This is a genomic window from Anaerococcus sp. NML200537 (assembly GCF_026131715.1).
Taxonomy (GTDB): Bacteria; Bacillota; Clostridia; order Tissierellales; family Peptoniphilaceae; genus Anaerococcus; species Anaerococcus kampingae.
Genome location: NZ_JAMXSL010000010.1, coordinates 37,601 through 62,831 on the forward strand (window position 1 = coordinate 37,601; position 25,231 = coordinate 62,831).

Consider the following 25,231-nt stretch of genomic DNA (forward strand, 5'->3'; position numbering starts at 1 on the left):
TTACCACTTATCCTTTTCTCTGTGTCTCTTAATTAATATATAATCATCATCTTTCATTCTCTCATACATTTTTTCTACCATATAGACAGACCTATGCTTACCACCTGTACACCCAAATCCTATGGTTAGTATATTTTTGCCCTGCTTTTGAAAATCAGGCAAGAGCGATATAAGCATATCATATGCCTTTTCCTCAAAATCCTTGATAATATGAAATTGATCGAGATAAGCCGCTAATGGCTCACTAGTACCATTTAATGGCTTAAGCTCATCGATATAAAAAGGATTTGGGACAAATCTTACATCAAATACAAAGTCAAAATCAGAGCTAATCCCATATTTAAAACCAAATGATATAAGATTTACTATCATTTTTGACTTCTTATCTAAAGAATTTTCTATAACAGACCTAAGCTCTGCTATCTTGTAGTTAGTAGTGTCTATTGTAGTATCGGATATCTCTCTTATAGGTTTTAGGAGAGCTTTCTCCTTTTCTAGGCCGTCTGTTACACTACCAAATTCTCCTAGTGGGTGGGGTCTTCTTAATTCGTTGTATCTTTTTTGAATGATTTCATCATTGCAATAAATAAAGATAATTTCTGTATCTTCATTGGCATTTTTTAGATCTTTGATTGATTCGTAGATATTATTGTCTATAGAAAATGACCTAAAATCAATTACAACCGCCATTTTTTCTATTGGCTTTTCTTGATTATTATTTAATTCTATAAATTTCTGAACTAAATATGATGGAGTATTGTCCATAGCATAATAGCCCATATCTTCATAAGCCCTTAAGGCTGTTGTCTTACCTGAACCTGATAAACCAGTAATTATCTTTAATTTCATCTATAATTCTCCGACTAATTTTACCTCTCGCTCCAGTGTAAAGCCTGTTTTCTCCTTAACAATTGCTGCCACATGATTAATAAAAGCAAGCATTTCAGTGCAAGTAGCTTCTCCTGCATTTATAATAAAGCCACAGTGTTTTTCGCTAACCTGGCAATCTCCCTCTCTAAAACCTCTTAGGCCACATTCATCAATTAGCTTTGATGCATAGGATCCTTCCGGTCTTTTGAAGGTTGACCCTGCAGATTTTTTATCAAGAGGTTGTTTGCTTGTACGTCTATCTCTGTAGTCTTTAAACCTATCTATAACAAGTCTTTTGTCATCCGGTTTTAATTTAAATTTAGCACTTACAACTATCAAATTATCTTCAAAAACTCTAGAGTGCCTATAGGAAAAATGCATATCATCATTGTTAAAGGTGTGAAGATTTCCCTCATAATCAAAGGCCTTTACTTCTACAACTATATCCTTGATTTCACCACCATAGGCTCCAGCATTCATAGCGATGGCCCCTCCAACAGAACCAGGTATACCTGAAATCTCTTCCATGCCAGCAAGGCCTATTTCTATTGCTGCCCTGCTTGCTTTAATAAGAGCTGTTCCTGATAAGGCTATCAGACAATCATCTTCTATCTTAACATCGTCAAAATTATCCGCAAGGGCTATTACACAACCCCTAATACCATTATCAGACACCAAAAGATTTGTTCCCTTGCCTATAACACTAGTTTCTATTTTATTTTCATAGTTAAATTTTAGAAGGGCTTCAAGCTCGTCAACTGTGCCTGGTAAGGCTAGAGCATCTGCCAGTCCTCCTATGCCAAAATTTGTGTAATTTTTTAATTCTTCGCCAAATAGAATTTGGCCGAAGTTTTTATTTTCATAAAGAGATTTATAATCCATTTAATCCCCCTTAAATTCTTATTTTTATCTTTCCACTAATCACTATACTCTTTATAGGCTTAATCTCCCTATAAAAAATAAAGAAAAAATTTGTAATTTCGCCTAAACTTTGGTAGAATAATAAAGATGAATAAGGAGGAGGTGTAATTATGGCAAAAGCATGCGATATATGTGGCAAAGGTACAAAAGCAGGAAAATCTGTTACTTTCTCACATAGACAAATAAACAGAACTTTTAAAGCAAACGTGCACAAAGTAAAAGCTGTTGTAGACGGCACTCCAAAAACTATTAACGTATGTACAAAATGCGTTAAAAGTGGAAAAGTAGAAAAAGCTTAAGCTTTTTTTAATTTAGTACTAAATTAAAAAATTTACTGGCCCTAGGGTCAGTTTTTTTTAGTAAAAAGAAAGGGTCACTTGCAATTTTTAGCAAGTGACCCTCTCTTTTAATATTTATTAAATATTTCGTGATATTTTTCTATTTGTTTTTTTATATCTTTAGCAAATATATCAGAGCCTACAACTATCTCATCAAGACCGAGTGCTAAGACATTTTCGACATTATCAGTCTTAATTCCCCCATCGATTTGAATCTTAATATCCTTCTTATTTTCATCGATGTAATTTCTAAACAATTTGACAGTATCTATACTTTGCTCCATAAATTTCTGACCACCAAAGCCTGGATTTACACTCATTACGAGCACTAGGTCTATATAGTCAAAATACTCTAAGAGCTTTTTAGGATCTGTAGCTGGCTTTGATGTAAGCCCTACTTCCATCCCAGCTTCTTTTATAGCAAGCAGGGTCTTTTTTAAATCTTTACAGGCCTCATAATGAACTGTTAGCCTATCGCATCCTGCCTTTTTAAAATCATCTATATACCTAATTGGATCTTCTATCATAAGATGGGTATCAAAAAAATAATCATTTTTATCTCTTATATCAGATATTACCTTAAAACCAAAGGAAATATTTGGAACAAATATCCCATCCATAACATCTATGTGGATTATCTCAAGTCCTGTACCCCTTGTCTGGTCAAGGTCAGCCTGTAAATTAGCAAAGTTACATGAAAGTATTGATGGTGCTAGTTTTACCATTTGTTAAGTCTCCTTTGTTTTAATTCTTCAAAAAGTTGTAGGTAATTTTTATATCTTGATTGGGCGATTTTGCCAACTTCTAAGTCTTCTTTGACCCTGCATGATGGCTCATTGATGTGATTACAATCCTTGAATTTACAGTCTCTATTCCTTAGCTCTACGAAGGTATTTTTAAGATCATTCTCATCTTCTAGAAAATCAAATTCAAAGCTATCAAAGCCTGGCGTATCAAAGATAAAAGTATCTTTAGAAATCTTAAAAATTTCTGTGTGTCTTGTTGTATTTTTTCCTCTTCTAGACTTTTGGCTTATCTCGCCTATTTCTATTTCCCTATCCAAAACATTTGATAGGAAGGTTGATTTTCCAACACCACTTGCTCCGGATACTGCTGAGGTCTTTCCTTTAAGGACTTCTAGAATTTCATCTTTTGGGAAGTCCTTGTAATTATCAATCTCTATTAGCTTGTATGATAAATTCATGTAAATATCTGCTATTTTTTTGATTTTTTCCTGGCTTACTAGGTCTATTTTCGTTAAAATTATTACTACGTCGATATTTAAATACTCACACATAGCAAGATATTTATCAAGGTTGTAGAGATTAAGTGGTGGGTGGTCTATGGTTATAAAAACTAGTAGCTGGTCTACATTTGCAATATTTGGTCTTTTTATCTCATTTCTTCTAGGTAGAAGCTTTGTGATATAGGCCTTTTCATCTTCAAGAACATCCACTTCGACATTATCACCTACCAGTGGCTTTTTATCCTTGACTCTAAAGTTCCCACGGGCCTTGGCCATTAATAAGCTCTCTTCAGTGTCTACATAATATAATTCTTTTTGACTTTTAATTATTTTACCAATCATCTAATTAACTGTATATACTCCATAAGATTCATCATCAACTAAAACTTCCAGCCTGCTAGAAGCTTGTGACATTACTTTAAGAACTAAAACACCATTTTCATTTAATTCTACTGAAGAATGGTAATCATCATAAATAAGCTCTGATCTATTACCTTTCCTATCAATCTGGTAGACTTTTACATTGAAATTATCTTTAGCATTTCCAATATTTAATTTAAGCTGGACTTCCCTATTAGGATTTGTCGCTTCTTTTTCTTCTTCACCTAAACTTATTGTTAAATCTATGGCTGATTCTTCTTTTACTTCAGTACCTGCTCCAATCGACTGATTCATTACTAGGCCTCTTTGAGTATTTGATGAATTTCTGTAGTCTACATTTCTTACTTTTAGGCCAGCGTTTTTTGCGGCTGCTATTGCATCCTGCTCGCCCATACCTAAGAGATTTGGCACTTTTACTATTTCTGTTGTGTCTTCTGGACCTACAGATATAACAAGGCTAATCTCAGAACCAGACTGAACGCTTGCTCCTGCTGATGGCTCTTGTCTAATTACTAGGTCTTTTTCAACTGTATTAGAATAATCTGTAGATGTTGTTCCAAGTTTTAATCCTAGTTCCTTTAGGGTATCTTCTGCCTGGCTTAGGTTCATGTTTTTTAGCTGAGGGACTTCTACTTCTCTTCCAGAAGAAATTACAAGATAAACTACACTACCTTTTTTAGCTTTAGTGGATGCATCAGGGTCTTGACTCATAACCTTACCCTTTTCATATTCATCACTTTCTGCAGTTCTTGAAATATTTGCCTTAAAGCCTCTACTTTCAAGTTGTTTTACTGCTTGTTCTTGAGTTAAGTTTACCACTGTAGGTATTTCTATTTCATCTTGGTTAAACATTGTTGAGAAGAAATAGACAGCCCCTACTAATATAAAGGCCAATAAAGCTAGTGGCCAAATCTTTATTGATGTTTTCTTGGATTCTTTCTTCGACTTCTCTTCTTGAGTGGATACATAGATAGCTTCCCTGTCGTCTTCGTAGTAGTCGTCTACTTCTTCCCTTTTCTTTTTAGGTACTACTATAGGGATTCTTGCTGTATCTTCAATCTCTTCAGTATTTTTAACTAAGGATTCATCATCTAAGGCTTCTATCAATTCACTTGCATTTTGGAATCTCTCAGTTGGATCCTTTTTAAGTAGTTTCATTATTATATAATTCAAGTGTAGGGATAGGTCAGGATTTAATTCTCTTGGTGGAATTGGATTATCTTGTATATGCATAACTGCAATTCCAACCGAGTTGTCTGCATCAAAAGGCACCCTTCCTGTTGCCATCTCATACATTACGGCCCCTAGAGAGTATAAATCTGACTTTTGATCTACAATCTTTCCCTTTGCTTGTTCTGGTGATATATAATGGACTGTGCCTAGTATCGAACTTGTATATGTTATGGTTGCGTTGGACGATACCCTAGCTATACCAAAATCGGTTACCTTTGCTAGACCAAACTTATCTATAAGTATATTTTGTGGCTTGATATCTCTATGGATTATACCTGAAGCGTGGGCTGATTTTAAAGCCTGAGCTATTTGTGTAGAATAATCAATAATATCATAATTGGATAGGATTTTTTCCCTATCTATTAGATCTTTTAGGGTCTCTCCTTCTACATACTCCATTACTATATATTGGATAAGCTTGCCATTTAACATGTCTTTTCCAATATCATATACATTAACAATATTTATATGGCTAAGTCTTGCTGCGGACTGAGCCTCATTATTAAATTTCTTTAAAAATTCGTCATCTTCGGCGTATTGGTCTTTGAGTACTTTAATTGCCACAAACCTTCCCAGAAGCCTATCCTTGGCCTTGTAGACCTTGGCCATGCCTCCTACGCCGATTTCCTTTATAATTTCATATCTACTATCTAAAACTATATTTTCCATATTACCCTCTTATAGTAAAATAGTTGTAACCGTAATATTGTCTCTTCCTCCACTTTCTATAGCTTCTTCTATCAAAAGAGACGAAATTTCATAAGGGTCAGTCTTATCTTTTACTATATTTTCTATTTGTTCATCTGTAATCTCATTTGTCAAGCCATCTGTTACCATTAAAATAAGGTCCTTATCTTCCATATCAAAACTTCTACTATCTGGCGTTACTTTTGCTTCTGTTCCCACCGCTTTGGTTATGGCTGCCTTATTTATGAAATTTTCAGCTTCATCTTCTGTTAAAGAGCCGGAATCTAGTAAATCATTTACAAGAGAGTGATCACGAGTTAACCTTCTAAGCTCGCTATTTCTATAGATGTAAGCTCTTGAGTCACCAAGATGTGACAAATGATAGACTTTATTGTTGTGATCTATGCAAAGACAGACTACTGTTGTTCCCATCCTGTCATAGTCTTCTTGAGAAGATAGTGAGAAAATCTCTTTGTTTGCATAGATTATAGCTTCTTCTTGGAGCTTTAATAGAGAATCATAGGCATTTAAATCTGCTTTTTTAACATAATCTATAAATAAATTTACAGCCATTTTGCTTGCAATTTCTCCCTTGCTATGGCCTCCCATACCATCAGCTACTATGAAGAAGTCAACGTTATCTAAACTAATATTTGAAAATGAATCTTCATTTTCGCTTCTTATTTTACCAATATTTGTAATTGAAGAAAATTTCATTCTTACCTCGCATAATTATTTCTAAGCTGGCCACAGGAAGCGTCTATATCTTGACCCATGGATTTTCTTATAGTGGCATTTAGGCCCCTTCTGCTTAGTTTATTTTTAAATTCATCTAAAGCACTCATCTTTGGTTTATCATGTTTAAACTCCTCGATTGGGTTTAGAGGAATTAGGTTTATATGTACATTTTTGCCAAATAAGAGATCGTGTAAATTTTCTACATCTTCATCTAGGTTATTTACCTTATCGATTACAACATATTCAAAGGAAACCCTTCGGCCTGTTTGATCAAAGTAATAATCTGTAGCCTTTATAAGCTGGTCAATAGAATATTTTTTGGCTATTGGCATAAACTTAGCTCTTTTTTTATCATCTGCATAGTGAAGAGAGACAGCTAAGTTTACATCTAATTTTGTATCAGCTAGCTTGTAAATTTGTGGAACAAGTCCTGAAGTTGAAAGGGTTATTGACCTATGAGAAAGATTTCTACCCTTAGGGTCTGTGATAATTTCAATAAACTTTTCTATATTTGTAAAATTATCCAAAGGCTCGCCTATGCCCATTATTACAATATTTGAAATAGGTCCATTTAATCTTTCTAGGAGGTAAACCTCTTCTATTAATTCAGATGCTGTCATATTTCTTACTAGGCCATTTTTGGTAGATGCACAGAAAGTGCACCCCATCCTGCAGCCAACCTGGCTTGATATGCAGATTGTAGACCTATCCTTATAATCCATATAAACTGCTTCTATAATATTTTTATCATCTAATTCTAAAAGATATTTCTTTGTAGAATCTAGCTTTGAGCTAAAAGTCTCTAAAAGCTTCACACTATCAATCTTAAAGTCTTTCTTAAGCTCTTCTCTCATCTTTAGGGGAAGGTCTGTCATCTGATCAAAATCATTTATCCTATTAACATGGATATTATGAAATACCTGTTTAGCCCTAAATTTTTGATAAGATTTTTCTTTGAATAAGTCTTCAATTTGACTTATATTTTTATCATTTATACTAATCATTTATCTTCCTAAACTTGGATATGAAAAATCCATCACATCCATCTTCAAAACTCCTGTATTCCTTAAAAGCCTCTCCTTCAATGTCTATACTTTCTAGATTTGCCTTAGCCTTTAGATATAAAAAATTCTCTTTATTTTCTAAAGGACCAATGGTGCAAGTTGAATAGAGTAGGATTCCGTCTTTTTTAAGGTATTTTATAGCTTGGTCAAGGATTTCTTTTTGCAGGCTAGCTAGCTTTACAATCGTTTCCTTATTTCTATTATATCGTATTTCTACTTTTCTTCCTACTACCCCAAGACCAGAACATGGAGCATCTACTAAAATATAATCAAATTTATTTTCAAAATCCTCTACAAATGTAGAAGCATCGTGGTTTGTAATGAAAATATTTTTTAGTCCCAACCTTAAAATATTTTCTTCAATAAGTTTATTTTTAGAAGAAGATATGTCATTTGCGATTATTTGGCTAGTATTATTGGTTATCTCTGCCAAATATGACGTCTTTGTACCTGGTGCAGCGCATAAGTCTAATATTTTAGAATTTTCCTTAGGATCTAGGACTTCTACAGCCTTCATTGATGATTCCTGTTGGATAATAAAATAACCTTCTTTAAAATATTTGCTTGCTGCAAGGGAGGCTGGATTTTTGACTATCAAGGCATTTTTCGCAATTTTTCCATCTTCTATTTGATAGCCTTCTGCTTCTAACTTCTCTCTTAATTCATCTTTGCTTATCTTTAGCTTATTTACCCTTATTGAAAGATTTTTAAGGCTATTTGCATCTCTAAGATAGGCCTTGGTATAGTCCATCCCATAATTGTCATAGATATATCTGGTAATTTCTTCCGGGAAGGAATATCTTATCGAAAGGCTTTTTATATCATCAGTCTCATAGATAGTTGCTATTTCCTTTTCATCCCTTATGAAATTTCTAAGAATGGCATTAACAAAGGCTGAAGACTTTTTGTTTTTTTCCTTACTTAGGTCAACAAGCTTATCAACAGTTGCATAATCTTTTGTATCTAAGAAATGAATGTTATAAATTCCAATTTCTAGGATAAGAAGGATTGACTTGTGGATTTTTTTAAGCCTTATAGAAGATAATTTTCTTATCATATAGTCTATATAGATTTTATTTTCCAATACTCCGTAGACATTTTTGCTGACGAAGGCTAAGTTTTCTGCCTTGTCAGCATACTTATTTATCATGTCGTTAGATTTTTTATCTTGGTAGACAATGGCGTAGAGAATATTAAATATTATCTTTAAATCAGTCATTTTCTATGATATATCCTATTTCTAGGTCATTTCCTAATAAGAAGCTCTTTGTATCCATGGCCTTTTTGCCCGGAACTTGGATTTTTTCGATTCTTATAGCAGAATCTCCTGTTCCTATTAAAATTAGGTCATTTTTATTTGCTGCTAGAATTTCGCCAGCCTTGCCTTTTTTATCGGAAGCTAGGCTTGCCTTATGGATTTTAATATTTTCATCCTTATAAGGAAAATATGCCACAGGAAAGCCAACAAAGGCTCTTATTTGGTTTAAAATTTCCCTACTTGTCCTTGTAAAATCAATCCTTCCCATTTCCTTTGATATCTTTGTGCAGAAGGTCGCCTTTGAATCATCTTGTTTAATTCTTTTTGCATAGACTTCATCAAAGTTTAAAATAGCTTCTCTGATAGCTTCAGCTCCTAGGGCTCCCAACTTTTCTTCCAAATCAAAATAATCTTCGCTAGGATCTATTTTATAATCTTTTTGGATTAAGATATCACCAGAATCCATACCTTTTTCTATGAGCATGGCTGTGGCTGATGTTTCCTCTTCTCCATTTAGTAGAGAAAATTGTATAGGGCTTGCTCCCCTATAAAGCGGTAATTTTGAAGGATGGAGGTTTATTATCCTATCCTTAAAATTATCTAATAGGACATCTTTTAGAAGTTGACCAAAAGCAACAACTACTATAAAGTCGATTTTAAGGTCTTTAAGTAGGCCCACAAATTCTTCTGTATTTACAGAATCTGGTGTCTCAACTCTAATTCCCTTATCTTCTGCATACTTTTTAATCTCTGTTGGAGAAAATTTATTCCTAGACCTCTTCTTATCCTTGCTAGATACAACTAGGCTTACATTTATATTTTCATCATTATAAAGAACATCCAAAGTCTGCACTGCAAACTTTGGATTGCCCATAAAACATATATTAATCATTTATTTCTTCTTGGTCCTCAAATTTAATTTCTTCGATGTATTTATCCTTAAATAATATTCCGTCTAAGTGGTCGATTTCGTGTGATAGAATAACTGCTGGGAAACCATGAGCATCCCAAATCTGTTCCTTACCTTCTTCATCAAGGTATTTTACCTTTACATGCTCAGCTCTTTTAACTGTAGCGTTGAAATCTGGTATAGATAGGCAACCTTCTACTCCGATTTGTTCACCATCTTTTTCTATTATTTCAGGGTTTACAAGCTTAACTAGGCCTGTCTGTCCATCTTGAGGGTCTACTACTATTACTCTTTTAAGTATTCCTACTTGTGGAGCGGCAAGGCCTACTCCGTTTGCATCATACATTGTTTCTGCCATGTCATCTAATAAAATATTAATCCTATCGGTAACTTGGTCTACTTCTCTTGAGACCTTTCTTAAGATTGGATCTCCATCTATTCTTATATTTCTAATTGCCATATTTCCTCCTTATTTAGAGTTGCAATATTATCTCTCTTTATCCTTTATATTTTACTGGTTTTAGGCTAATTTTCAATTATCCTTAAAGGCTATAGAGTATAGCCTACTTATACCCTGGTCATCGATTGTTACACCGTGAATTTTTTCTGCAAGCTGCATGGTTGTTTGTCTATGGGTTATCATTATAAATTGGGTCTTATCAGATAGGCTTTTTAGGTATTCTATATATCTTTTTATGTTTGATTCATCAAGGGCCGCATCAATTTCATCTAAGATAGAGAATGGGGCTGGATTTTGTTCAAATATTGCAAAAAGTAAGGCTACTGCAGTAAGAGCCTTCTCCCCACCTGATAGAAGTGAGATTGATTTTAAGGACTTTGATGGTGGTTTCGCTTCAATTTCAACACCAGCTGTAAGGAAGTCCTCGCTGTCTAAGATTAGCCTTGCATCTCCTCCCATGAAGAGGATTTTGAAGATTTTGGTGAAGTTCTCATTAATTATAGCGAAGTTTTTTGAAAATTCTTCCTTCATTTCCTTTTCTAGGGCTAGGATCATTTTTTCTATATCTTCTTTAGCATTTTTCAAATCTTTTATCTGAACTTCGACAAAATCAAGCTCTTTGGCAACATTATCGAAGTCTTCAAGAGCTGTAGGAGTAAAATATCCAATCTCATTTATCCTTTTTTGTAAATCTATGAGGTCATTTTTCTTTACTTCAAGCTTTTGGCAATCCTTGTATTTTTCCCACAAGTCCTTTATGGAAATGCTTATAAATGGTGATATTTCATCTTCTAATTGACTGTAAGACTCATTTAAATTTTCTAATTTATAGGAAAGTTTTACCTTTTCGAGGTTTTCCTTGTTAAGGTCTTCTTCAATTTTAGTATTTTGGTCAATCAATTTTGAATTTTCTGACTCGCAAGCTTCAATATCTTGACCTAAGACTTTTATTTTTTCTTTGAGATTATCGAATTCTTTTACGTATAGGTCAATCGAAGCTATAAGTTTATCATTTTTTAATAAGGATTCTTCAAGGTCCTTATTTAAATTTTTGGCAAGTTTTTCTTGGATTCTGATATTTTCTTTTATATCTGCAAGTTTTTCTTCAATATTTGCCCTTACATTTCCAGCTAAGACCTTATCACGTTTACTTATCTCTAGCTTATTTGTAAGAGCTGATATTTCATCTCTTAATTTATCAATTATTTTATTTTTGTCTTCTAATTTCGCTTCATTTTCAGATAAGCTTTGACTAAGTCTATCAAAATCATTTCTTAAAGATTCTATATCGATGTTATTTATTGCTTCTTCATAGTCAAGATTAGAGTTATTTAAACTTTCCTTATGACTTGTTAAAGATTCTATCCTTAAACTAAGTCTTGAGATTTCATCACTTATCTCTTTGATTTTTCCTTCTCTTAAATCGTAGGCTTCATTTTCTCTAAAAAGTCTTTCTCTTTTGTTATTAATTTCAGAATCTAACTTGCTTAAGTTTTCTTCTAGTTCCTGTCTTTTCTCATCCGATTTTTGTAAATTAAGACTTAAATCTCTTAGTTTTTTCTTTCGATTTAAAAGATTTACATTTGACCTCTTATTTTTATCAGAACCTGCTACCATTGATCCCCAATTATTGATGATATCGAGGTTAAGACTTATTATCCTATAACCCTTTATCTTTTTTGATAGATTGATTGCAGCATCAATGTCTTTTACAACAACGGTAGAACCTAGGAAATGGTTAATTACCTCAGATAATTTATCATCGTAAGCCACGAGCTCGTAGGCCATAGCTATTACTTCTGGAAAATTTGGCCTTTCTTTTCTATATGAATTGATCGAATCTATAGGCAGGAAGGTAATCCTTCCAAGCTTTTCCCTATTTATAAAGTTAATAAGCTCTCTAGTATCTTCTTTTGACCTTGTGACAATATTTTGTAGGCCAGCTCCCATTAGGTTATCAATTATTTCCTCATAGCCAATTTTAACTGAGATTAGATTGGCAAGAGTGTCTACATAAAAACCTGCCATGGCGCTTTCTTTGGTCTTTTTGAGGAAGTCTTGGATTTGATAAAAGTATCCCTGGTTTTTATCAAGGCTATCTTTTTCTATCCTCATATCAGCCATTAACGACTTATTTTCTAGCTTCAAATTGTTTAATTCATTTAAAGTTTCTCTATACTTTTCATCCGCATTTTTGATGTCGTTTGCTAGAGTGGTTATAGCCATTTCTTGGTCATTTTTTTCTTTAAATAAAATCTCTTGATTTTCTTTGCTTGAATCAAGCTTTTGACTTAAATCTAAAATTTCCTTATCTAGGGCCTCTAATCTTTGTTTTTTCTCTGCCAAATCTTTTTGTCTTTTTTGATCAATAATAGCCCTAGATTTTTCAAAGACTTCATAATCTAAAATTTGTTCTTTTATCTCTTTTGCACTTGACCTTTGACTATCTAAGATAGTATTTAATTCTGATATCTCTTTTTCTAAAGATATTTTTAAATCTTTGGCCTTTCCCAAATCATTTTCTAAGGATGATATCTTTTCGGCAATTTCTCCTAGTTCCTTATTTTTTAGGTCAAAGGATTTATTTTCACTTATTAAAGAATCCTTTAAATTTTCTAGATCTTCTTCTATCCTAGCCTTATCTCTAAGATCGTAATCCTTTTTTTGGATATTTAGGTCAAGATTCGCCTTAGAGCGTTCGATGTTTTTCTCATAAGTCTCTGCTTCTGCCTTGGACCTATCTAGGTCTTCTCTTAAAGTCTCATATTTTTTCTTAAAAGGTCCAAGTTTTTCTAAAATTTCAGAATGACTTGATTCTAGGCTTGCTAATTTTTTTTCGCTTTCCTTAAGTTTTAAATTTATCTCATCCCTTTTTTTAATCAAATCGTAGGATTTATTTTTAAGGTAGAAGTAAGCTTTTTTGTTAATATCTTCGCTTAATTCTTTATGGGCTAGGTAATTATCCTTGTAGGCCTTGAGAAGGTCATAATCCTTTTTCTTATATTCTAATTCCTTTTCGATTATCTCTAGGTCTTCGCTTACAGCTTTTAATTTCTTATCAGCTTCTTCTCTTCTGTACTTGTGTTTTGAAATTCCGGCAGCTTCCTCAAAAATCGCCCTCCTATCAGCAGGAGTTGACATAATTATTTCATCAATCCTACCCTGGCCAATTATTGAGTAGCCTTCTTTTCCTACACCAGTGTCGAAAAATAATTCTCTAATGTCCTTAAGCCTGCACCTTTTGCCATTTATCTTGTATTCATTTTCCCCAGAACGATAAATTCTCCTGGTGATGCTCACCTTATCATAGGCAAGGTCTAGCCTTTTATCCTCGTTTGAGAAATTAAGACAGACTTCTGCTATGTTCATCGCATTTTTTGCACCTTGAAAGATTACATCCTTCATATTTGAACCACGGAGGCTCTTTATAGATTGCTCTCCCAAGACCCATCTTACAGCATCAGAAATGTTAGATTTGCCAGATCCATTAGGTCCAACTACAGCAGTAATTTGACTATCAAATTCAATTTTTGTTTTATTTGCAAAGGATTTAAAACCCTTTAGTTCTATACTTTCTAGTCTAATTTAAATCACCACCGTATTTTTCTTCTACATAATCATCGATAAATTTATCTATATCTAAGTCGTATTTTTTCCCACAAGAAATAATATAAGATGAATCGCTTGATTTAAATTTAAGCTTAACCTTATATTTTTGATAAAAGTAATTCTTGTTTGATTTTTTATTGCCTGCAATTATTGAAATATCCCTATCATTTTTAAAAATTTCTAGGTCATCCTTTAAATCTAATTCTTTAATGAGCTTTTCTAAATATAACTTATAGATATAGGATTCTACTTCTTGCCTTAGGGCCGGATGGAAGGGTCCTGCAACTACATCTGCTCCTTCGTTGATATTTTCTGTAGGCTGAAGGCCAATTCTAATGACATTAATATTTCTATATTCATAAATCATTAGGACTTCTGCAGATATTTCTATGGCATTATCCAGGCTTAGAGGCTTGTAAAGACCTGCCTGGTAGAGTTTTTCAAGCTTGGTGTCCTTGATTACTAAGGTTGGATAAATCCTAGCTATATCTGGGCCAATCTTTGCTGATTTTAGAGCTGTTGTAATTATTTTCTCCCTAGAATCCTTATATAAGCCTGGCATTATTTGATGGCCAAGCTTAAATCCAAATTCTTTTATTAGCTTACTTGCTTTCTCGCTATCGCTTACCTTATGGCCCCTTTCGTTTGAATCTAGTACTTCTTGATCAAAGGATTGGATTCCTAGTTCTATGGTATCGACTTCATAAGATTTTAAGATTTCCAGAATGGAATTATTTATATAATCAGGTCTAGTTGAAAGTCTGATTCTATCAATAATTCCCTTCTTTTTGTAGGCCCTTGCTATTTTTAAGTATGAAATCATTGTATCAAGGGGAAGTCCTGTAAAAGATCCTCCATAGAAGGCTATTTCCTTGCTTGTTTGCTTATCTTTAAAATATTTTAGGTAGTCTTCTATTTGCCTTACAATACTTGACTCATCTGCCTTATCTTTGTAATTTGTAATCTTTACCTGGTTACAAAAGGCACAATCGTGAGGGCAGCCCAAAAATGGAATAAAGATTGGTATTATTTGATTAGACATTTTTGATACGCTCATAGGCAAGTTTTGCTGCCATCTGCTCGGCTGTTTTTTTATTCTTGCCAATTCCCTCTGCTAAGGCCTTGCCATTTAACCTAACTTCCATAGTAAAAGTCTTATCATGCTCAGGACCTTCTTCTTTTATAAGTTCATAGGTCAAATTTTTCTTGTTCTTGGCATTGTAATACTCTTGCAGACGGGTCTTATAGTCTAAGAATAATGAATCATCATTTATTATCTCTAATACTTCATCCTTATAATTTTTGTATAAAAATTTGCACAAGTCATCATAGGAGGAATCTAGGTAAATTGCAGCACAAGTTGCCTCAAAAGTATCTGCTTTGACATGCTTTTTAAGCTTGCCACCTTGTTTTTTCTCTCCCATTCCAAATCTTAAATATTTAGTTAAGCCAAATTTTTCGCTTGCCTTGGCAAAGGAATCTGTGCAGACTATTCTTGACCTTGTTCTTGTTAGCCAACCTTCAGGCTTTTGTGTGTAGTGTTTGAATAAATACTCGCTTACTACCATATCTAGGATGGTATCTCCCAAAAATTCTAGCCTTTCGTTTGACTTAATGTTTCCTCTTGCTTCATTTGTGAAGGAAGAATGAGTTAAGGCTACATCTATCAACGCCTTGTCATTGAATGTGTAGCCTATATTTTTCTCAAATTCTTCTATTTTTTCTAGTCTATCTTTTGACAAAGACATTAGTTTTTACTTTCTATGAGGCTTACTATATCTGCTAAGCTTTCAATTTCATCAAGTTCTTCTTCGGAAAACTCAATCTCAAACTCTTCTTCAACAAGCATTATAAAGTCTACAAGGTCGATTGAATCAATGTCTAAGTCAGAAATCTTGCTTTCAAAATCGATATTTGCTACATCAATATCTAAGTTTTCTTCTGCTAATTTTGTTAATTGTTCTCTAATCATTTAATTCTCCTTGAATTTTATTAATTACATCCATGTTTATATATTTAATTAGGCCTTTGATGGCATTTGATATGGCTATTTCATTTGCATTACCATGTGCCTTATATACATAGGATTTTACCCCTAATAAAGGAGCTCCTCCAACTTTTTGGGCACTGAATTTGCCTAAGGATTCTTTAAGGTCATTTTTTATAGCAAGGGCTGCCATTTTATTCTTAAATGACTTATAAAATACTCCCTTAAGCTCGCCCTTAAGGAGGTCTAGGACTCCTTCTGCAGTCTTTATAGCTACATTTCCTGCAAAACCATCAGCAAGAAGTACATTGACCTTGCCTGTAAATAGATCTCTTGCCTCGATGTTGCCTACAAAGTTGATGTCTCTTTCTTCTAAGAGCTTGTAGGTTTCTTTGGTAAGCTTGTTACCCTTATGGCTTTCAACCCCTACATTTAAAAGGCCTATCTTAGGATTTTCAACTCCTAGGACATTTTGTAAAAATATCTTACCCATAATAGCAAATTCTTCAAGATAAGCTGGCTTGCAGTCCATATTTGCACCTGTATCCATGAGCATACATATCTCACCTGTGCTTGGCAGACTCGCTGCTAGGGATGGCCTATCTACACCTTCTATTCTCTTTGAAATAAAGATGCCACCTGCGAGGAGGGCACCAGTGGAACCAGCTGATAAGAGTCCGTCATAGCCTTCTTCCTTTAATTTATTATAGGCTAAGACTATTGATGCATCTTTCTTCCTTCTAATAGCCCTTACAGGCTCTTCATCATTTGATATAAATTCATCTGTATGAACTATCTCGTAATCTTTGATCCTTCCATTTATGATTTCTTTTAATTGACTTTCCTTTCCTACAAATACAGGAATAAAGTCCTCATCCTTTAGTGCAAGTATGGCACCTTCTACTAAGACCCTAGCGCCTTCATCTGCACCATAGGTATCTATAACAATTTTCATTTAATCCTCTTTATCTACAATAATTTATACATATTATACTTTTCTTACAAACTTAGGCTATCTTTAGGTAATAAAAAAGATAGTGCAAAAACACTATCTCTTTTAAAAATTAATTTTCTTCAACTACTGCTACGCCTTTGTACTCTCCACAGGATGGGCAAACTCTGTGTGGTAGCTTCATTTCGTGGCAATTTGGACACTCAACATAGTTTGATTTGTTCAAAGTATAAGCTGAGGCTCTTCTTTTATTTTTTCTTGTTTTTGATGTTCTTCTTTTTGGTACTGCCATCTATGACACCTCCTCTTATCAGTTTTAGCAATCCTTTATATTATATAAGCTAAAACTTTGCTTGTCAAGCTTCTACGAGAGATTTTGTATCTCTTGCTATCATTAATTCTTCGTTTGTAGCTATTACCATAACCTTAACTTTAGAATCATCTGTAGAAACTACATGGCAACCACCACGTACGTTGTTCTTTTCTTTGTCTATTTTAATACCAAATAATTCAAAGCCTTCCATGATATCTTCTCTCATAGAAATTGAGTTTTCGCCGATACCACCTGTAAATACTATAGCATCACAAGCTCCTACTTCTGCCATATATCCTGCTATATATCTTTTTACTCTTGTAGCAAACATGTCTAGGGCAGCTTTGGCTCTTTCATTGCCTTCATTTGCAGCATTTTCTAGGTCTCTAAAGTCAGATGATACACCTGATACTCCTAGAACACCTGATACTCCTAGAACACCTGATTTTTTATTTAGGACATTTTCCATTTCTTCTGGAGAAAGATTTTCTTTTTTCATGATGTAGGTTACAGCAGCTGGATCTATATCACCAGATCTTGTTCCCATTACAAGTCCTTCAAGTGGAGTAAGTCCCATTGATGTATCAAATGATTTACCATTTTTAACAGCACAAATTGATGAACCATTACCAAGGTGGGCTGAAATGATATTTAAATCATTTACATCTTTGCCAAGTACTTCTGCTGCTTTATTAGTAATAAAGTTGTGGCTTGTGCCGTGGAAGCCGTATTTTCTTATAGCTTCTTCTTCGTAATATTTGTAGTCTATACCATATAAATAAGTTTTTGCAGGCATTGTTTGGTGGAAAGCTGTATCAAATACTGCTACGTTTTTAACGTTTGGAAGTAATTTTTCACAAGCTTCAAGTCCCATTAGGTTAGCTGGGTTATGAAGTGGTGCAAATTTTGTATATTCTTCTATAGCATCTCTTACTTCTTTATCTATTAAGGCAGATTTAGTGATTTTTTCGCCACCGTGTACAAATCTGTGGCCTACTGCGTCAATTTCTGAAAGGTCTGCTATGACACCGTTGTCTTTATCAACTAGAGCATCAAATACATGAGCAACAGCTTCTGTGTGATCTTTCATAGCTTCTTCTATTATATATTCGTCATCACCCTTTTCTTGGATAAGTTTTGAACCTTCGATACCAATTCTTTCTACTAGGCCTTTTACCATTACTTCTTCATTTTCCATGTTGAATAATTGATATTTTAGTGATGAAGAACCACAATTAATTACTAATACTTTCATTTTTCCTCCAATATTTTTCTTCTATTTACCTACATTATACCTTAAATGTTACTTTAGCAATATTAATAAATTCGCTTATTTATAAGAATGAATTTATTATTTTCGTCGTATTTGTATTTTATTTGAGCTTTGCTTATTGTATTTTTGTACTTTGCTTTTAAATTTATCTGTAGGTTACCTTCCTCCTTAGCTTGGTAGATTTCAATGTCAGATTTTAAATATAGAACTTCCTTTATAAAATTTGGGTCAAGGTTTTTATCAAGACTTAATTCCTCTATAAGTACATTTGCAAAACTTTCTGCATCAAATAAGCTTTGTTTTTTATCGCTAATATCATTTGATAATTCTGTATCCACTTCATTTTGTCCTGCTATAAAGCTGACGCTAAGGGAAAGTAATAATAATATTATGAGCACATATATACTAATAAAGGCTTTTTTCATAGCTTATCTCCCACATCAATGGCTGTTTCAAAGTTGAAATTGCCTCTTAAACTTCTTATATAAACCCTAATTAGCTTACTATCCTCATCCAATACTAATTTTATATCTTTAATTTTAGCTATATTATTATCTCTGCCAGAAGCATCTGTTGACAGGTTATCTCTATTAATTTTTAGAAATTTATTGTCACGATAAAAATAGCATTTTGAATCTTTACCATCCCTATTAGTCTTATAAAAATAAAAATTACACACTTCATTATCCCTAGTTTCAATCTTTTTTGACCTTCTGATATTAGTATCAACATAAAGCATGGCGGTACATGCTTCCTTATACTCGGCCTCTCTAGTAATGGATGATGAAAGAATATTGAAATTCACCTTGAAAAAAGATGATAAAATAACGACTAAGATTGAGATTATAGCAAGGCTTATTATCAATTCTAAAAGACTAAAGGCTTTCTTCATCTCTAACCTCTATTACTTCTAAGCTATCATTTCCATAAGATGCCTTTACTTTTATGTATCTATCTGACTTAAGTCCTGAATTTTTATAAGGACCTATTGAGATTTTTATCTTATAATCCCCAATTTGTACTTCATTTTCTAGTTTATCTACATTCTTATTTTTCCTTGCCATATCCTTACCAAGCTCTAGTCCTGCTTGAAGGGCAAATGTCACTTGGGCCTTATCTTTTATTTTCTCTGAGATTTTCATACTATTCCTAGCAGAAGGAAATACAAATAAGGCTATAAGGCTTAAAATCATAAGTGATACAATTATTTCTATTAGGCTAAAGGCTTTACTTTTCATTTAAATATCCTGTCAGTGCGCTTATGGTAAATTTTCTAATTTTTTTGCTTTTATTGTTTATAAATACCAGCTCGTATGTCCCGTTATTAATAGTACTCGCATAGCCATCTGATTTAAATTCTACAACAGTATCTGAATACGCGTAGCTTATATGTTTAAAGGCCTTGGATTTTGGATCCTTCATAGTGGTCTCATAACTATGATTAGTATTTAGGTTGTAAAAATCTTTCCTTAAATCAAGATAATACGAAATCCCTAAAGCCATAGCTTTTTTTCGTGCTAAATTATAGTCATTGATAAAATTTTCCACCTCAATATCAGCTGCTCTATCTTCGATAAGAGATATTTTCATCATCGGAATGGCAATGACTATACTAATTATTGCAAGTACTATTATCAATTCTAATAAGGTATAGGCTTTTTTCATGGTTTCATCCTAAAATTAATACAAGGGCAAAGGCAAGTAAAATTGATGGACATAGGGCAATCTCTCCTTTTAGGCTTTTAATCTTTATGGATTTAATAATTGCAAAAATCGCCCCTATCCATAAAGATATCAATACAAATTTAATTATTATGCTATTATCTAAAAATAAAAATAAGCCCAGGTAATAAAACAAATCTCCATCACCTAAGCCTCCCTTTGACAAATATCTAATTAATAAAAACACCAAAACAAATATAAGAGAAATCTTAAAAAATTCAAAATCATATTCAATGTATATTAGCCTATATAGAAAACCAAGACCAATTAGGACGTAGCAATCTATATCATATATCTCCATATAGGAATAGTCTGTTAAGGCTATCAGAAGGCTTGTGACAAGGCCTATACCAAGAATAAGAGCTCTTATACCTCCATAAATATTAAAGGCAAATATAAAGGCTAGGCCGCCTAAAATTTCTATTAAAAAGGTTTTGATGGAAATCTTGTCCTTACAAAACCTGCATCTACCCCTTAAGATTATAAAAGAAATTATTGGAACTAGGTCATAGGGCCTTATCCTTTTACCGCAAGATTCACAGAAGCTTGGCGGACTAATGATTGACATGCCAAGCCTCCTGCGAGCCATCAAGGCGGATATGAAGGAGCCTAAGCATGCTCCTAAAGCAAAGATTAGTATGTTTTCCATATTTTCTATTGTATAGGATATACTTTTTCTTTACCAAATTTAATGGTAAGATTCCCATCAGTATATTCAACCGAATACTCAGAGGATTTATTTAAACCTTGAGGTGGTTCAGGCCATTTATCAATATATGTTAGAGCGTCACCCTTGTTAGTTTTAGTCCAAGTGAAATCTCTAGACTTACCACCTTCACTAGAATCAAGTTCCCTTAACTCTGCGGCCGATTTCAGCATCTCTATATTAGCCTTATGAGCAGTTTCTGCCGCTTTTATCTTAGACTTGTTATATCTAGGTATAGCTATTGCAGCCAAAATCCCTAGTATAGCTATTACAATTATTAATTCAATTAATGTGAATCCCTTTTTCTTCTTATTTCTCATCTTATACTCCAATATTTACTGCATCAAACATAGGAAGCGCAACCGCTATAACAACTACAAAAACAATTATACTCATTATAATAATTAGAACTGGCTCAGCAAGCCTTGCAAGTCTTTTGGTTCTGAATATATACTCACTTGCAAAATAATCCTTTGATCTTTTTAAAATATCATCAAGTTTGCCAGTCTTTTCACCAATCATAAACATAGATAATAAAAGAGGTGAGAAAAGATCAGCTCTCATCAAGGCTTGGGCCTGGCCTAAGCCCCTATCAATATCACTTCTAATTTGAGAAAAAACTTCTTTAAGGTAAGAATTAGAAAATGAATCTCCAATAATTTCAAAAGATAAAATTGGATCAATTCCCCCAGTTCTTAATATGTAAAATAGCGAAGTTAATTGATATTCAAGATTCAATCTCCTTATCTTAGAAAAAATTCCATATTTAAATACAAATTTATCCATTTTTATTTTTTTAGTTTTATCTGTCCTAAAAAACAAAACAATAAAGATAAGTAAGCATAGAATCAAAATAATGAAAATGAAATTATTTGATAAAAAGCCTGAAAATTCTATTAAAAATCTAGTAATAAATGGCAGCTTCATATCAGCTCCCTCAAAAACGCTCACAAAAGTAGGCATGACATATTCTAAAATGAGTCCCACCATTAAGATAGTCACAACTAGAACTATAACTGGATAAGCCAAGGCTTCCTTTATGATTTCTCTATTTTTACTATCTTCGTATATAAATTCTGATAAATCATCAAGAATTGAAGAAAGTCTGCCAGTCTTATCTGATGACTTAACTGAAGCAATTAAAATAGGTGTAAAGTATTTTTCTGCCATAAGGAAAGATTCGTAAGGGCTTTTGCCTAGATTTAGATTTTTAATTACAATATCTAAAGCTAAATTTAATCTCTTATCGAGATTTTGAGTCTTTATCACCTTCAAACTATCAAAAAGTGATATACCTGAATTTAATAACAAGGATAATTGCTTTAAAAATAAGAACATAAGCCTAGGAGAAATTTTCCTAGGGCTTATGTCCTTATTCAATAGGTCCTTTATTTTATTTAAATTGACTCTTTTCACCTATACGTTCATCAACTCTTGGTTTTTCTTCTTTGCGATATCTTCGATTGACTTAATATATTTATCTGTGATTTTTTGAATTTCATCTTCTAAAGTGTACCTATCATCTTCAGTTACATCTCCAGCCTTTTCGCTCTTTTTGATTTCATCCATAGAGTCACGCCTTTTATTTCTTATAGCAATTTTTGCATCTTCTGCATAGGCATCAACTTCTTTGGTATATTCTTTTCTTCTTTCTTCTGTAAGAGCAGGGAAAGGTAATCTAATAATTTCACCATCATTTTGTGGTGTTATACCAATATTTGACTTTAAAATCGCCTTTTCGATTGGGGCAATATTAGTCTTATCCCATGGTTTTATAACAAGAAGTCTAGCTTCTGGGATTGAAACTGTTGCGGCTTGGTTGATTGGAGTGTCTGTGCCGTAATAAGAAAATGTAATTCCATCTAGAACAGCTTCAGTTGCTCTACCAGCCTTAATAGTTGAAATTCTTCTTTCAAAAGAATCTACTCCTGCTTTCATGCCCTTCTCGGCATCTTGTCTTATTTGCTCATATAGCATATTAAAAACTCTCCTTTACTCTTGTACCTAAATCTTCATCTTCAAATACTTTGACCATGTTTGATGGGTCATCTATATTAAATACTATAAGTGGCATATCATTATCCATACACAAAGATGTAGCAGTTGTATCCATAATCTTAAGCTGTCTTTGTAGGATCTCCTTATAGGTAAGCTTATCAAATTTAACAGCATCATCATAGACATTTGGATCCTTATCATAGATACCATCAGTACCAGTTTTACCTAAAAGAATAACATCAGCACCAATCTCTAGTGCCCTAAGGCTTGCTGTAGTATCAGTTGAAAAATATGGGAGACCAGTACCAGCAGAGAAAATTACAATTCTGCCTTTCTCAAGGTGTCTGATAGCCCTTCTTCTTATATAAGGTTCTGCAACCTCAGTCATAGAAATAGCAGTCATAAGCCTAGTATCAAGGCCCATCTCTTCTAGAGTACCTTGAATTCTTAGTCCATTCATTACAGTGCCAAGCATGCCGATATTATCAGAGCTTGCCCTGTCGATATTTGTGCCAGACCTACCCCTCCAGAAATTACCTCCGCCAACAACTATAGCTACCTCAATTCCTCTTAGGGATAAAGTCTTAATATTAGTACAAATGTTATCAATAACTTCATCATCAAAGCCAAAACCAGCCTTGCCAGATAAAGCTTCTCCACTTAACTTTAATACAATTCTTTTAAAATCTTGCAAAATATTCCTCCTAGCTTATATAAAGTATAAACTATTTTAGCAAAAATTAAAAGAGCAAAAACGATTTTTTGCAAAATATTTGAAAATAAGTTTATATGTATATTTTATCATAAATATAATAAAAAGTCATCTTTTATTAGTAAATTAAAATATGGGTACAAAAAAAGACGTTATTTCTAACGTCTGAAGCTTGGTGCGGGATAAAGGGACATTATCTTCTTTATATATAGACATCTTAGCAGAATATAAAATAATAGCACACAAAAAATTATTAAAACCATTAACCGTTGGTAACAGGTTGGTAACAATTTAAGAGGAGGCTCAGGCCTCCTTTTTTATTTATCTTTACTATAATTTATAATCATTTCTGTATAAATTTCATTTTCTAAAGATATGTACTTACAAATATTGAAATCAAGCTGATTATTCATATTTTGCGTTCTAAGGCTTTTAAATTTCTTAGACATATAATTACCCTCTTAAGAAAATAACTTAGCCCTTATATATCAGCAATTTAAAAATAAGCACAAAAAACCACCCATTTCTGAGTGGTTTAGTGGTATTGCCTTTGTCTTTATTCTATACTAACTTTAATTCTTTTTCAAGAGCATAAGTTAAAATTTTTGAAAAATTAAGCCCTCTGCTTTCTCCAGCTTTAGCTAAAAATTCTGGTATGGTGCAATTCTTTTTTACTTTAGTGTCATTTTCTAATCTAAAATATCTTCCTAAATCACAAACAACAAAATTTTTAAAGTCGTATTGATCTTCTGTTCCCTCATCTTCATCAGGCTCAATAATCGTTTCTCCATTACAGAAAGCATCATAAGCCATCAATTCAATAGCATCCTTAGCCATATACAAAGCTTCTTCTAAATCTTCACCTTGTGTAGCTATTGGTATACTATCATTCCATACTGCGTACCCTTTATTCGTTTTTTTAAGGTAAATCGGATATGCTTTAACATCTTGTGCCATTGTCATAAATCCTCCCTATATAATTATATTGCCTTACCCCTAAGGGTAGCAATTAGGGTCTAATCCCTAACTGCTTAAGAATTTTTTTAGCGGTGATTTCATTTATTTCATTATGTCTAGGTAATTGTGTTTTTTTATTACCTTGAGCATTTTGATAAATATCGTGGTCTGAACCATGTCTAACAAAACTTCCGCCATGACTTAGTATAATTTTTATTAAGTCTTTCTTCTTCAAAGGCAATACCTCCTTTCTAATAACTACTATACGCCCTTTAATACGCCTGTCAAGAAAAATAAAAAGAAAAAAGCACCCCAGGTGCATAGCATTATCTGCTAGCATGATTCCTTCACAAGTGCTTTTTCTGTTTAAACCCTTTATGGTTAGACCATATAATTGCCCTCGGTAGACTTCGTCACACCAGTTTTAGTACTCACGAAGGGACTTTTCCGCTTTCCGACTAGTCTTATACACTATACCTTACTCTTAGAATATTTCCTCCAAAAATTCTTTCTATACCTAAATTATACCTCAAAAAAGAGCCAAGACCCTATCAGCAAAAAACCTCCAGCATCCTAGCTCTAAAACAATGGTAAAGAGTACCTTGTATATAAATCTTACTCCTTTTAGTCCTTAATTCCATAAAATTTTTCACAAAAACCTGCTAACAAAAGTCAAGGAGAAAAGGAAATTAATTTTACTTTTCTCCTTGTTAATTAGAGTTTAAATTTGAGCGCAGCAAATAAGCCGGATACTATCGGCTTGTTTTAACTATTGTTGTTCTTGATTCTAAGCTGCTTTTAACAACTTGTTTTCTTGTTTTGATGCCATAACTTTTGCATAGTATATTCTTAAGAATTTATTTAGTCCTGCAAATTTACATATTTTTTTAGCTTTT

Annotated in this window: 29 protein-coding genes; 1 reads left to right on the forward strand and 28 read right to left on the reverse strand. The window is 33.2% G+C overall.

The features are described from left to right. Nucleotides 1–849 carry an RNase adapter RapZ gene (gene rapZ, locus NH288_RS04255; RefSeq protein WP_265213341.1) on the reverse strand — a complete coding sequence of 283 codons (849 nt, stop codon included), beginning with the start codon at nt 847–849 and terminating at the stop codon, nt 1–3. Then, nucleotides 850–1,752, reverse strand: coding sequence for a UDP-N-acetylmuramate dehydrogenase (gene murB, locus NH288_RS04260; RefSeq protein WP_265213343.1), 903 nt, complete (start codon nt 1,750–1,752; stop codon nt 850–852). A gap of 149 nt (nt 1,753–1,901) precedes the next feature. Here murB and rpmB point away from each other — a divergent pair, with 149 nt between their 5' ends. Beyond that, nucleotides 1,902–2,090, forward strand: a complete 189-nt coding sequence (rpmB, locus tag NH288_RS04265) for a 50S ribosomal protein L28 (protein WP_265213345.1) — start codon at nt 1,902–1,904, stop codon at nt 2,088–2,090. Between the two features lie 107 nt (nt 2,091–2,197). Here rpmB and rpe read toward each other — a convergent pair whose 3' ends face one another. From rpe to NH288_RS04395, 26 genes are all read right to left on the reverse strand, one after another. Beyond that, complete coding sequence (rpe, locus tag NH288_RS04270) at nt 2,198–2,854, reverse strand: ribulose-phosphate 3-epimerase (RefSeq protein ID WP_265213347.1); 657 nt, start codon at nt 2,852–2,854, stop codon at nt 2,198–2,200. Continuing rightward, nucleotides 2,848–3,717: a ribosome small subunit-dependent GTPase A gene (gene rsgA, locus NH288_RS04275; RefSeq protein WP_265213349.1), complete on the reverse strand. Its 870-nt coding sequence runs from the start codon at nt 3,715–3,717 to the stop codon at nt 2,848–2,850. Before rsgA ends, rpe begins: the two co-directional genes overlap by 7 nt. Further along, a complete protein-coding gene (gene pknB / locus NH288_RS04280) occupies nt 3,718–5,658 on the reverse strand; it encodes a Stk1 family PASTA domain-containing Ser/Thr kinase (protein ID WP_265213351.1) in 1,941 nt (646 codons plus the stop codon). Nucleotides 5,659–5,667: 9 nt separating this feature from the next. After that, nucleotides 5,668–6,393, reverse strand: a complete 726-nt coding sequence (locus NH288_RS04285; protein ID WP_265213353.1) for a Stp1/IreP family PP2C-type Ser/Thr phosphatase — start codon at nt 6,391–6,393, stop codon at nt 5,668–5,670. 2 nt (nt 6,394–6,395) lie between these two features. Next, complete coding sequence (gene rlmN, locus NH288_RS04290; RefSeq protein ID WP_265213355.1) at nt 6,396–7,418, reverse strand: 23S rRNA (adenine(2503)-C(2))-methyltransferase RlmN; 1,023 nt, start codon at nt 7,416–7,418, stop codon at nt 6,396–6,398. Continuing rightward, entirely contained in the window at nt 7,411–8,697 is a 1,287-nt protein-coding gene (gene rsmB / locus NH288_RS04295) for a 16S rRNA (cytosine(967)-C(5))-methyltransferase RsmB (RefSeq protein WP_265213357.1), read from the reverse strand. Before rsmB ends, rlmN begins: the two co-directional genes overlap by 8 nt. Then, nucleotides 8,690–9,628: a methionyl-tRNA formyltransferase gene (gene fmt, locus NH288_RS04300; RefSeq protein WP_265213359.1), complete on the reverse strand. Its 939-nt coding sequence runs from the start codon at nt 9,626–9,628 to the stop codon at nt 8,690–8,692. Before fmt ends, rsmB begins: the two co-directional genes overlap by 8 nt. Beyond that, nucleotides 9,621–10,106 carry a peptide deformylase gene (gene def / locus NH288_RS04305; protein ID WP_265213360.1) on the reverse strand — a complete coding sequence of 162 codons (486 nt, stop codon included), beginning with the start codon at nt 10,104–10,106 and terminating at the stop codon, nt 9,621–9,623. The genes fmt and def overlap by 8 nt, the downstream gene beginning before the upstream one ends. 72 nt (nt 10,107–10,178) lie before the next feature. Beyond that, a complete protein-coding gene (gene smc, locus NH288_RS04310; protein WP_265213390.1) occupies nt 10,179–13,691 on the reverse strand; it encodes a chromosome segregation protein SMC in 3,513 nt (1,170 codons plus the stop codon). Continuing rightward, entirely contained in the window at nt 13,687–14,757 is a 1,071-nt protein-coding gene (locus tag NH288_RS04315; RefSeq protein ID WP_265213362.1) for an elongator complex protein 3, read from the reverse strand. Before NH288_RS04315 ends, smc begins: the two co-directional genes overlap by 5 nt. Then, nucleotides 14,750–15,463, reverse strand: a complete 714-nt coding sequence (gene rnc, locus NH288_RS04320; RefSeq protein ID WP_106460059.1) for a ribonuclease III — start codon at nt 15,461–15,463, stop codon at nt 14,750–14,752. The genes NH288_RS04315 and rnc overlap by 8 nt, the downstream gene beginning before the upstream one ends. Continuing rightward, nucleotides 15,463–15,687 (reverse strand): phosphopantetheine-binding protein, encoded by a 225-nt coding sequence (locus NH288_RS04325; protein WP_106460058.1) that lies wholly within the window; start codon nt 15,685–15,687, stop codon nt 15,463–15,465. Before NH288_RS04325 ends, rnc begins: the two co-directional genes overlap by 1 nt. Continuing rightward, complete coding sequence (gene plsX, locus NH288_RS04330; RefSeq protein ID WP_265213364.1) at nt 15,680–16,657, reverse strand: phosphate acyltransferase PlsX; 978 nt, start codon at nt 16,655–16,657, stop codon at nt 15,680–15,682. Before plsX ends, NH288_RS04325 begins: the two co-directional genes overlap by 8 nt. 109 nt (nt 16,658–16,766) lie before the next feature. Beyond that, nucleotides 16,767–16,946, reverse strand: a complete 180-nt coding sequence (gene rpmF, locus NH288_RS04335) for a 50S ribosomal protein L32 (protein ID WP_265213366.1) — start codon at nt 16,944–16,946, stop codon at nt 16,767–16,769. Nucleotides 16,947–17,010: 64 nt separating this feature from the next. After that, nucleotides 17,011–18,222 carry an acetate/propionate family kinase gene (locus NH288_RS04340; protein WP_265213368.1) on the reverse strand — a complete coding sequence of 404 codons (1,212 nt, stop codon included), beginning with the start codon at nt 18,220–18,222 and terminating at the stop codon, nt 17,011–17,013. A gap of 62 nt (nt 18,223–18,284) precedes the next feature. Beyond that, nucleotides 18,285–18,665 (reverse strand): hypothetical protein, encoded by a 381-nt coding sequence (locus NH288_RS04345; protein ID WP_265213370.1) that lies wholly within the window; start codon nt 18,663–18,665, stop codon nt 18,285–18,287. Further along, complete coding sequence (locus NH288_RS04350) at nt 18,662–19,132, reverse strand: prepilin-type N-terminal cleavage/methylation domain-containing protein (RefSeq protein ID WP_265213372.1); 471 nt, start codon at nt 19,130–19,132, stop codon at nt 18,662–18,664. The genes NH288_RS04345 and NH288_RS04350 overlap by 4 nt, the downstream gene beginning before the upstream one ends. Next, a complete protein-coding gene (locus NH288_RS04355; RefSeq protein WP_265213373.1) occupies nt 19,116–19,478 on the reverse strand; it encodes a type II secretion system protein in 363 nt (120 codons plus the stop codon). The genes NH288_RS04350 and NH288_RS04355 overlap by 17 nt, the downstream gene beginning before the upstream one ends. Then, on the reverse strand, nt 19,468–19,905 hold the full coding sequence (locus NH288_RS04360) for a type II secretion system protein (RefSeq protein WP_265213376.1): 438 nt from the start codon (nt 19,903–19,905) through the stop codon (nt 19,468–19,470). The genes NH288_RS04355 and NH288_RS04360 overlap by 11 nt, the downstream gene beginning before the upstream one ends. 4 nt (nt 19,906–19,909) lie before the next feature. Beyond that, nucleotides 19,910–20,611, reverse strand: a complete 702-nt coding sequence (locus NH288_RS04365; RefSeq protein ID WP_265213378.1) for a prepilin peptidase — start codon at nt 20,609–20,611, stop codon at nt 19,910–19,912. Nucleotides 20,612–20,616: 5 nt separating this feature from the next. Continuing rightward, a complete protein-coding gene (locus NH288_RS11345) occupies nt 20,617–20,988 on the reverse strand; it encodes a prepilin-type N-terminal cleavage/methylation domain-containing protein (RefSeq protein ID WP_106460049.1) in 372 nt (123 codons plus the stop codon). A 1-nt stretch (nt 20,989) separates the two neighbouring features. Next, a complete protein-coding gene (locus NH288_RS04375) occupies nt 20,990–22,084 on the reverse strand; it encodes a type II secretion system F family protein (protein WP_265213380.1) in 1,095 nt (364 codons plus the stop codon). Beyond that, the gene (frr, locus tag NH288_RS04380; RefSeq protein WP_265213382.1) at nt 22,085–22,645 is read right to left on the reverse strand and encodes a ribosome recycling factor; all 561 of its coding nucleotides are present in this window, start codon (nt 22,643–22,645) and stop codon (nt 22,085–22,087) included. It abuts the gene before it with no gap. Nucleotide 22,646: 1 nt separating this feature from the next. Beyond that, the gene (gene pyrH / locus NH288_RS04385; protein ID WP_106460046.1) at nt 22,647–23,360 is read right to left on the reverse strand and encodes a UMP kinase; all 714 of its coding nucleotides are present in this window, start codon (nt 23,358–23,360) and stop codon (nt 22,647–22,649) included. A gap of 579 nt (nt 23,361–23,939) precedes the next feature. Beyond that, nucleotides 23,940–24,341 carry a type II toxin-antitoxin system HicB family antitoxin gene (locus NH288_RS04390; protein WP_265213384.1) on the reverse strand — a complete coding sequence of 134 codons (402 nt, stop codon included), beginning with the start codon at nt 24,339–24,341 and terminating at the stop codon, nt 23,940–23,942. A 46-nt stretch (nt 24,342–24,387) separates the two neighbouring features. Further along, a complete protein-coding gene (locus NH288_RS04395; RefSeq protein WP_265213386.1) occupies nt 24,388–24,570 on the reverse strand; it encodes a type II toxin-antitoxin system HicA family toxin in 183 nt (60 codons plus the stop codon). Between the last annotated feature and the right edge of the window lie 661 nt (nt 24,571–25,231).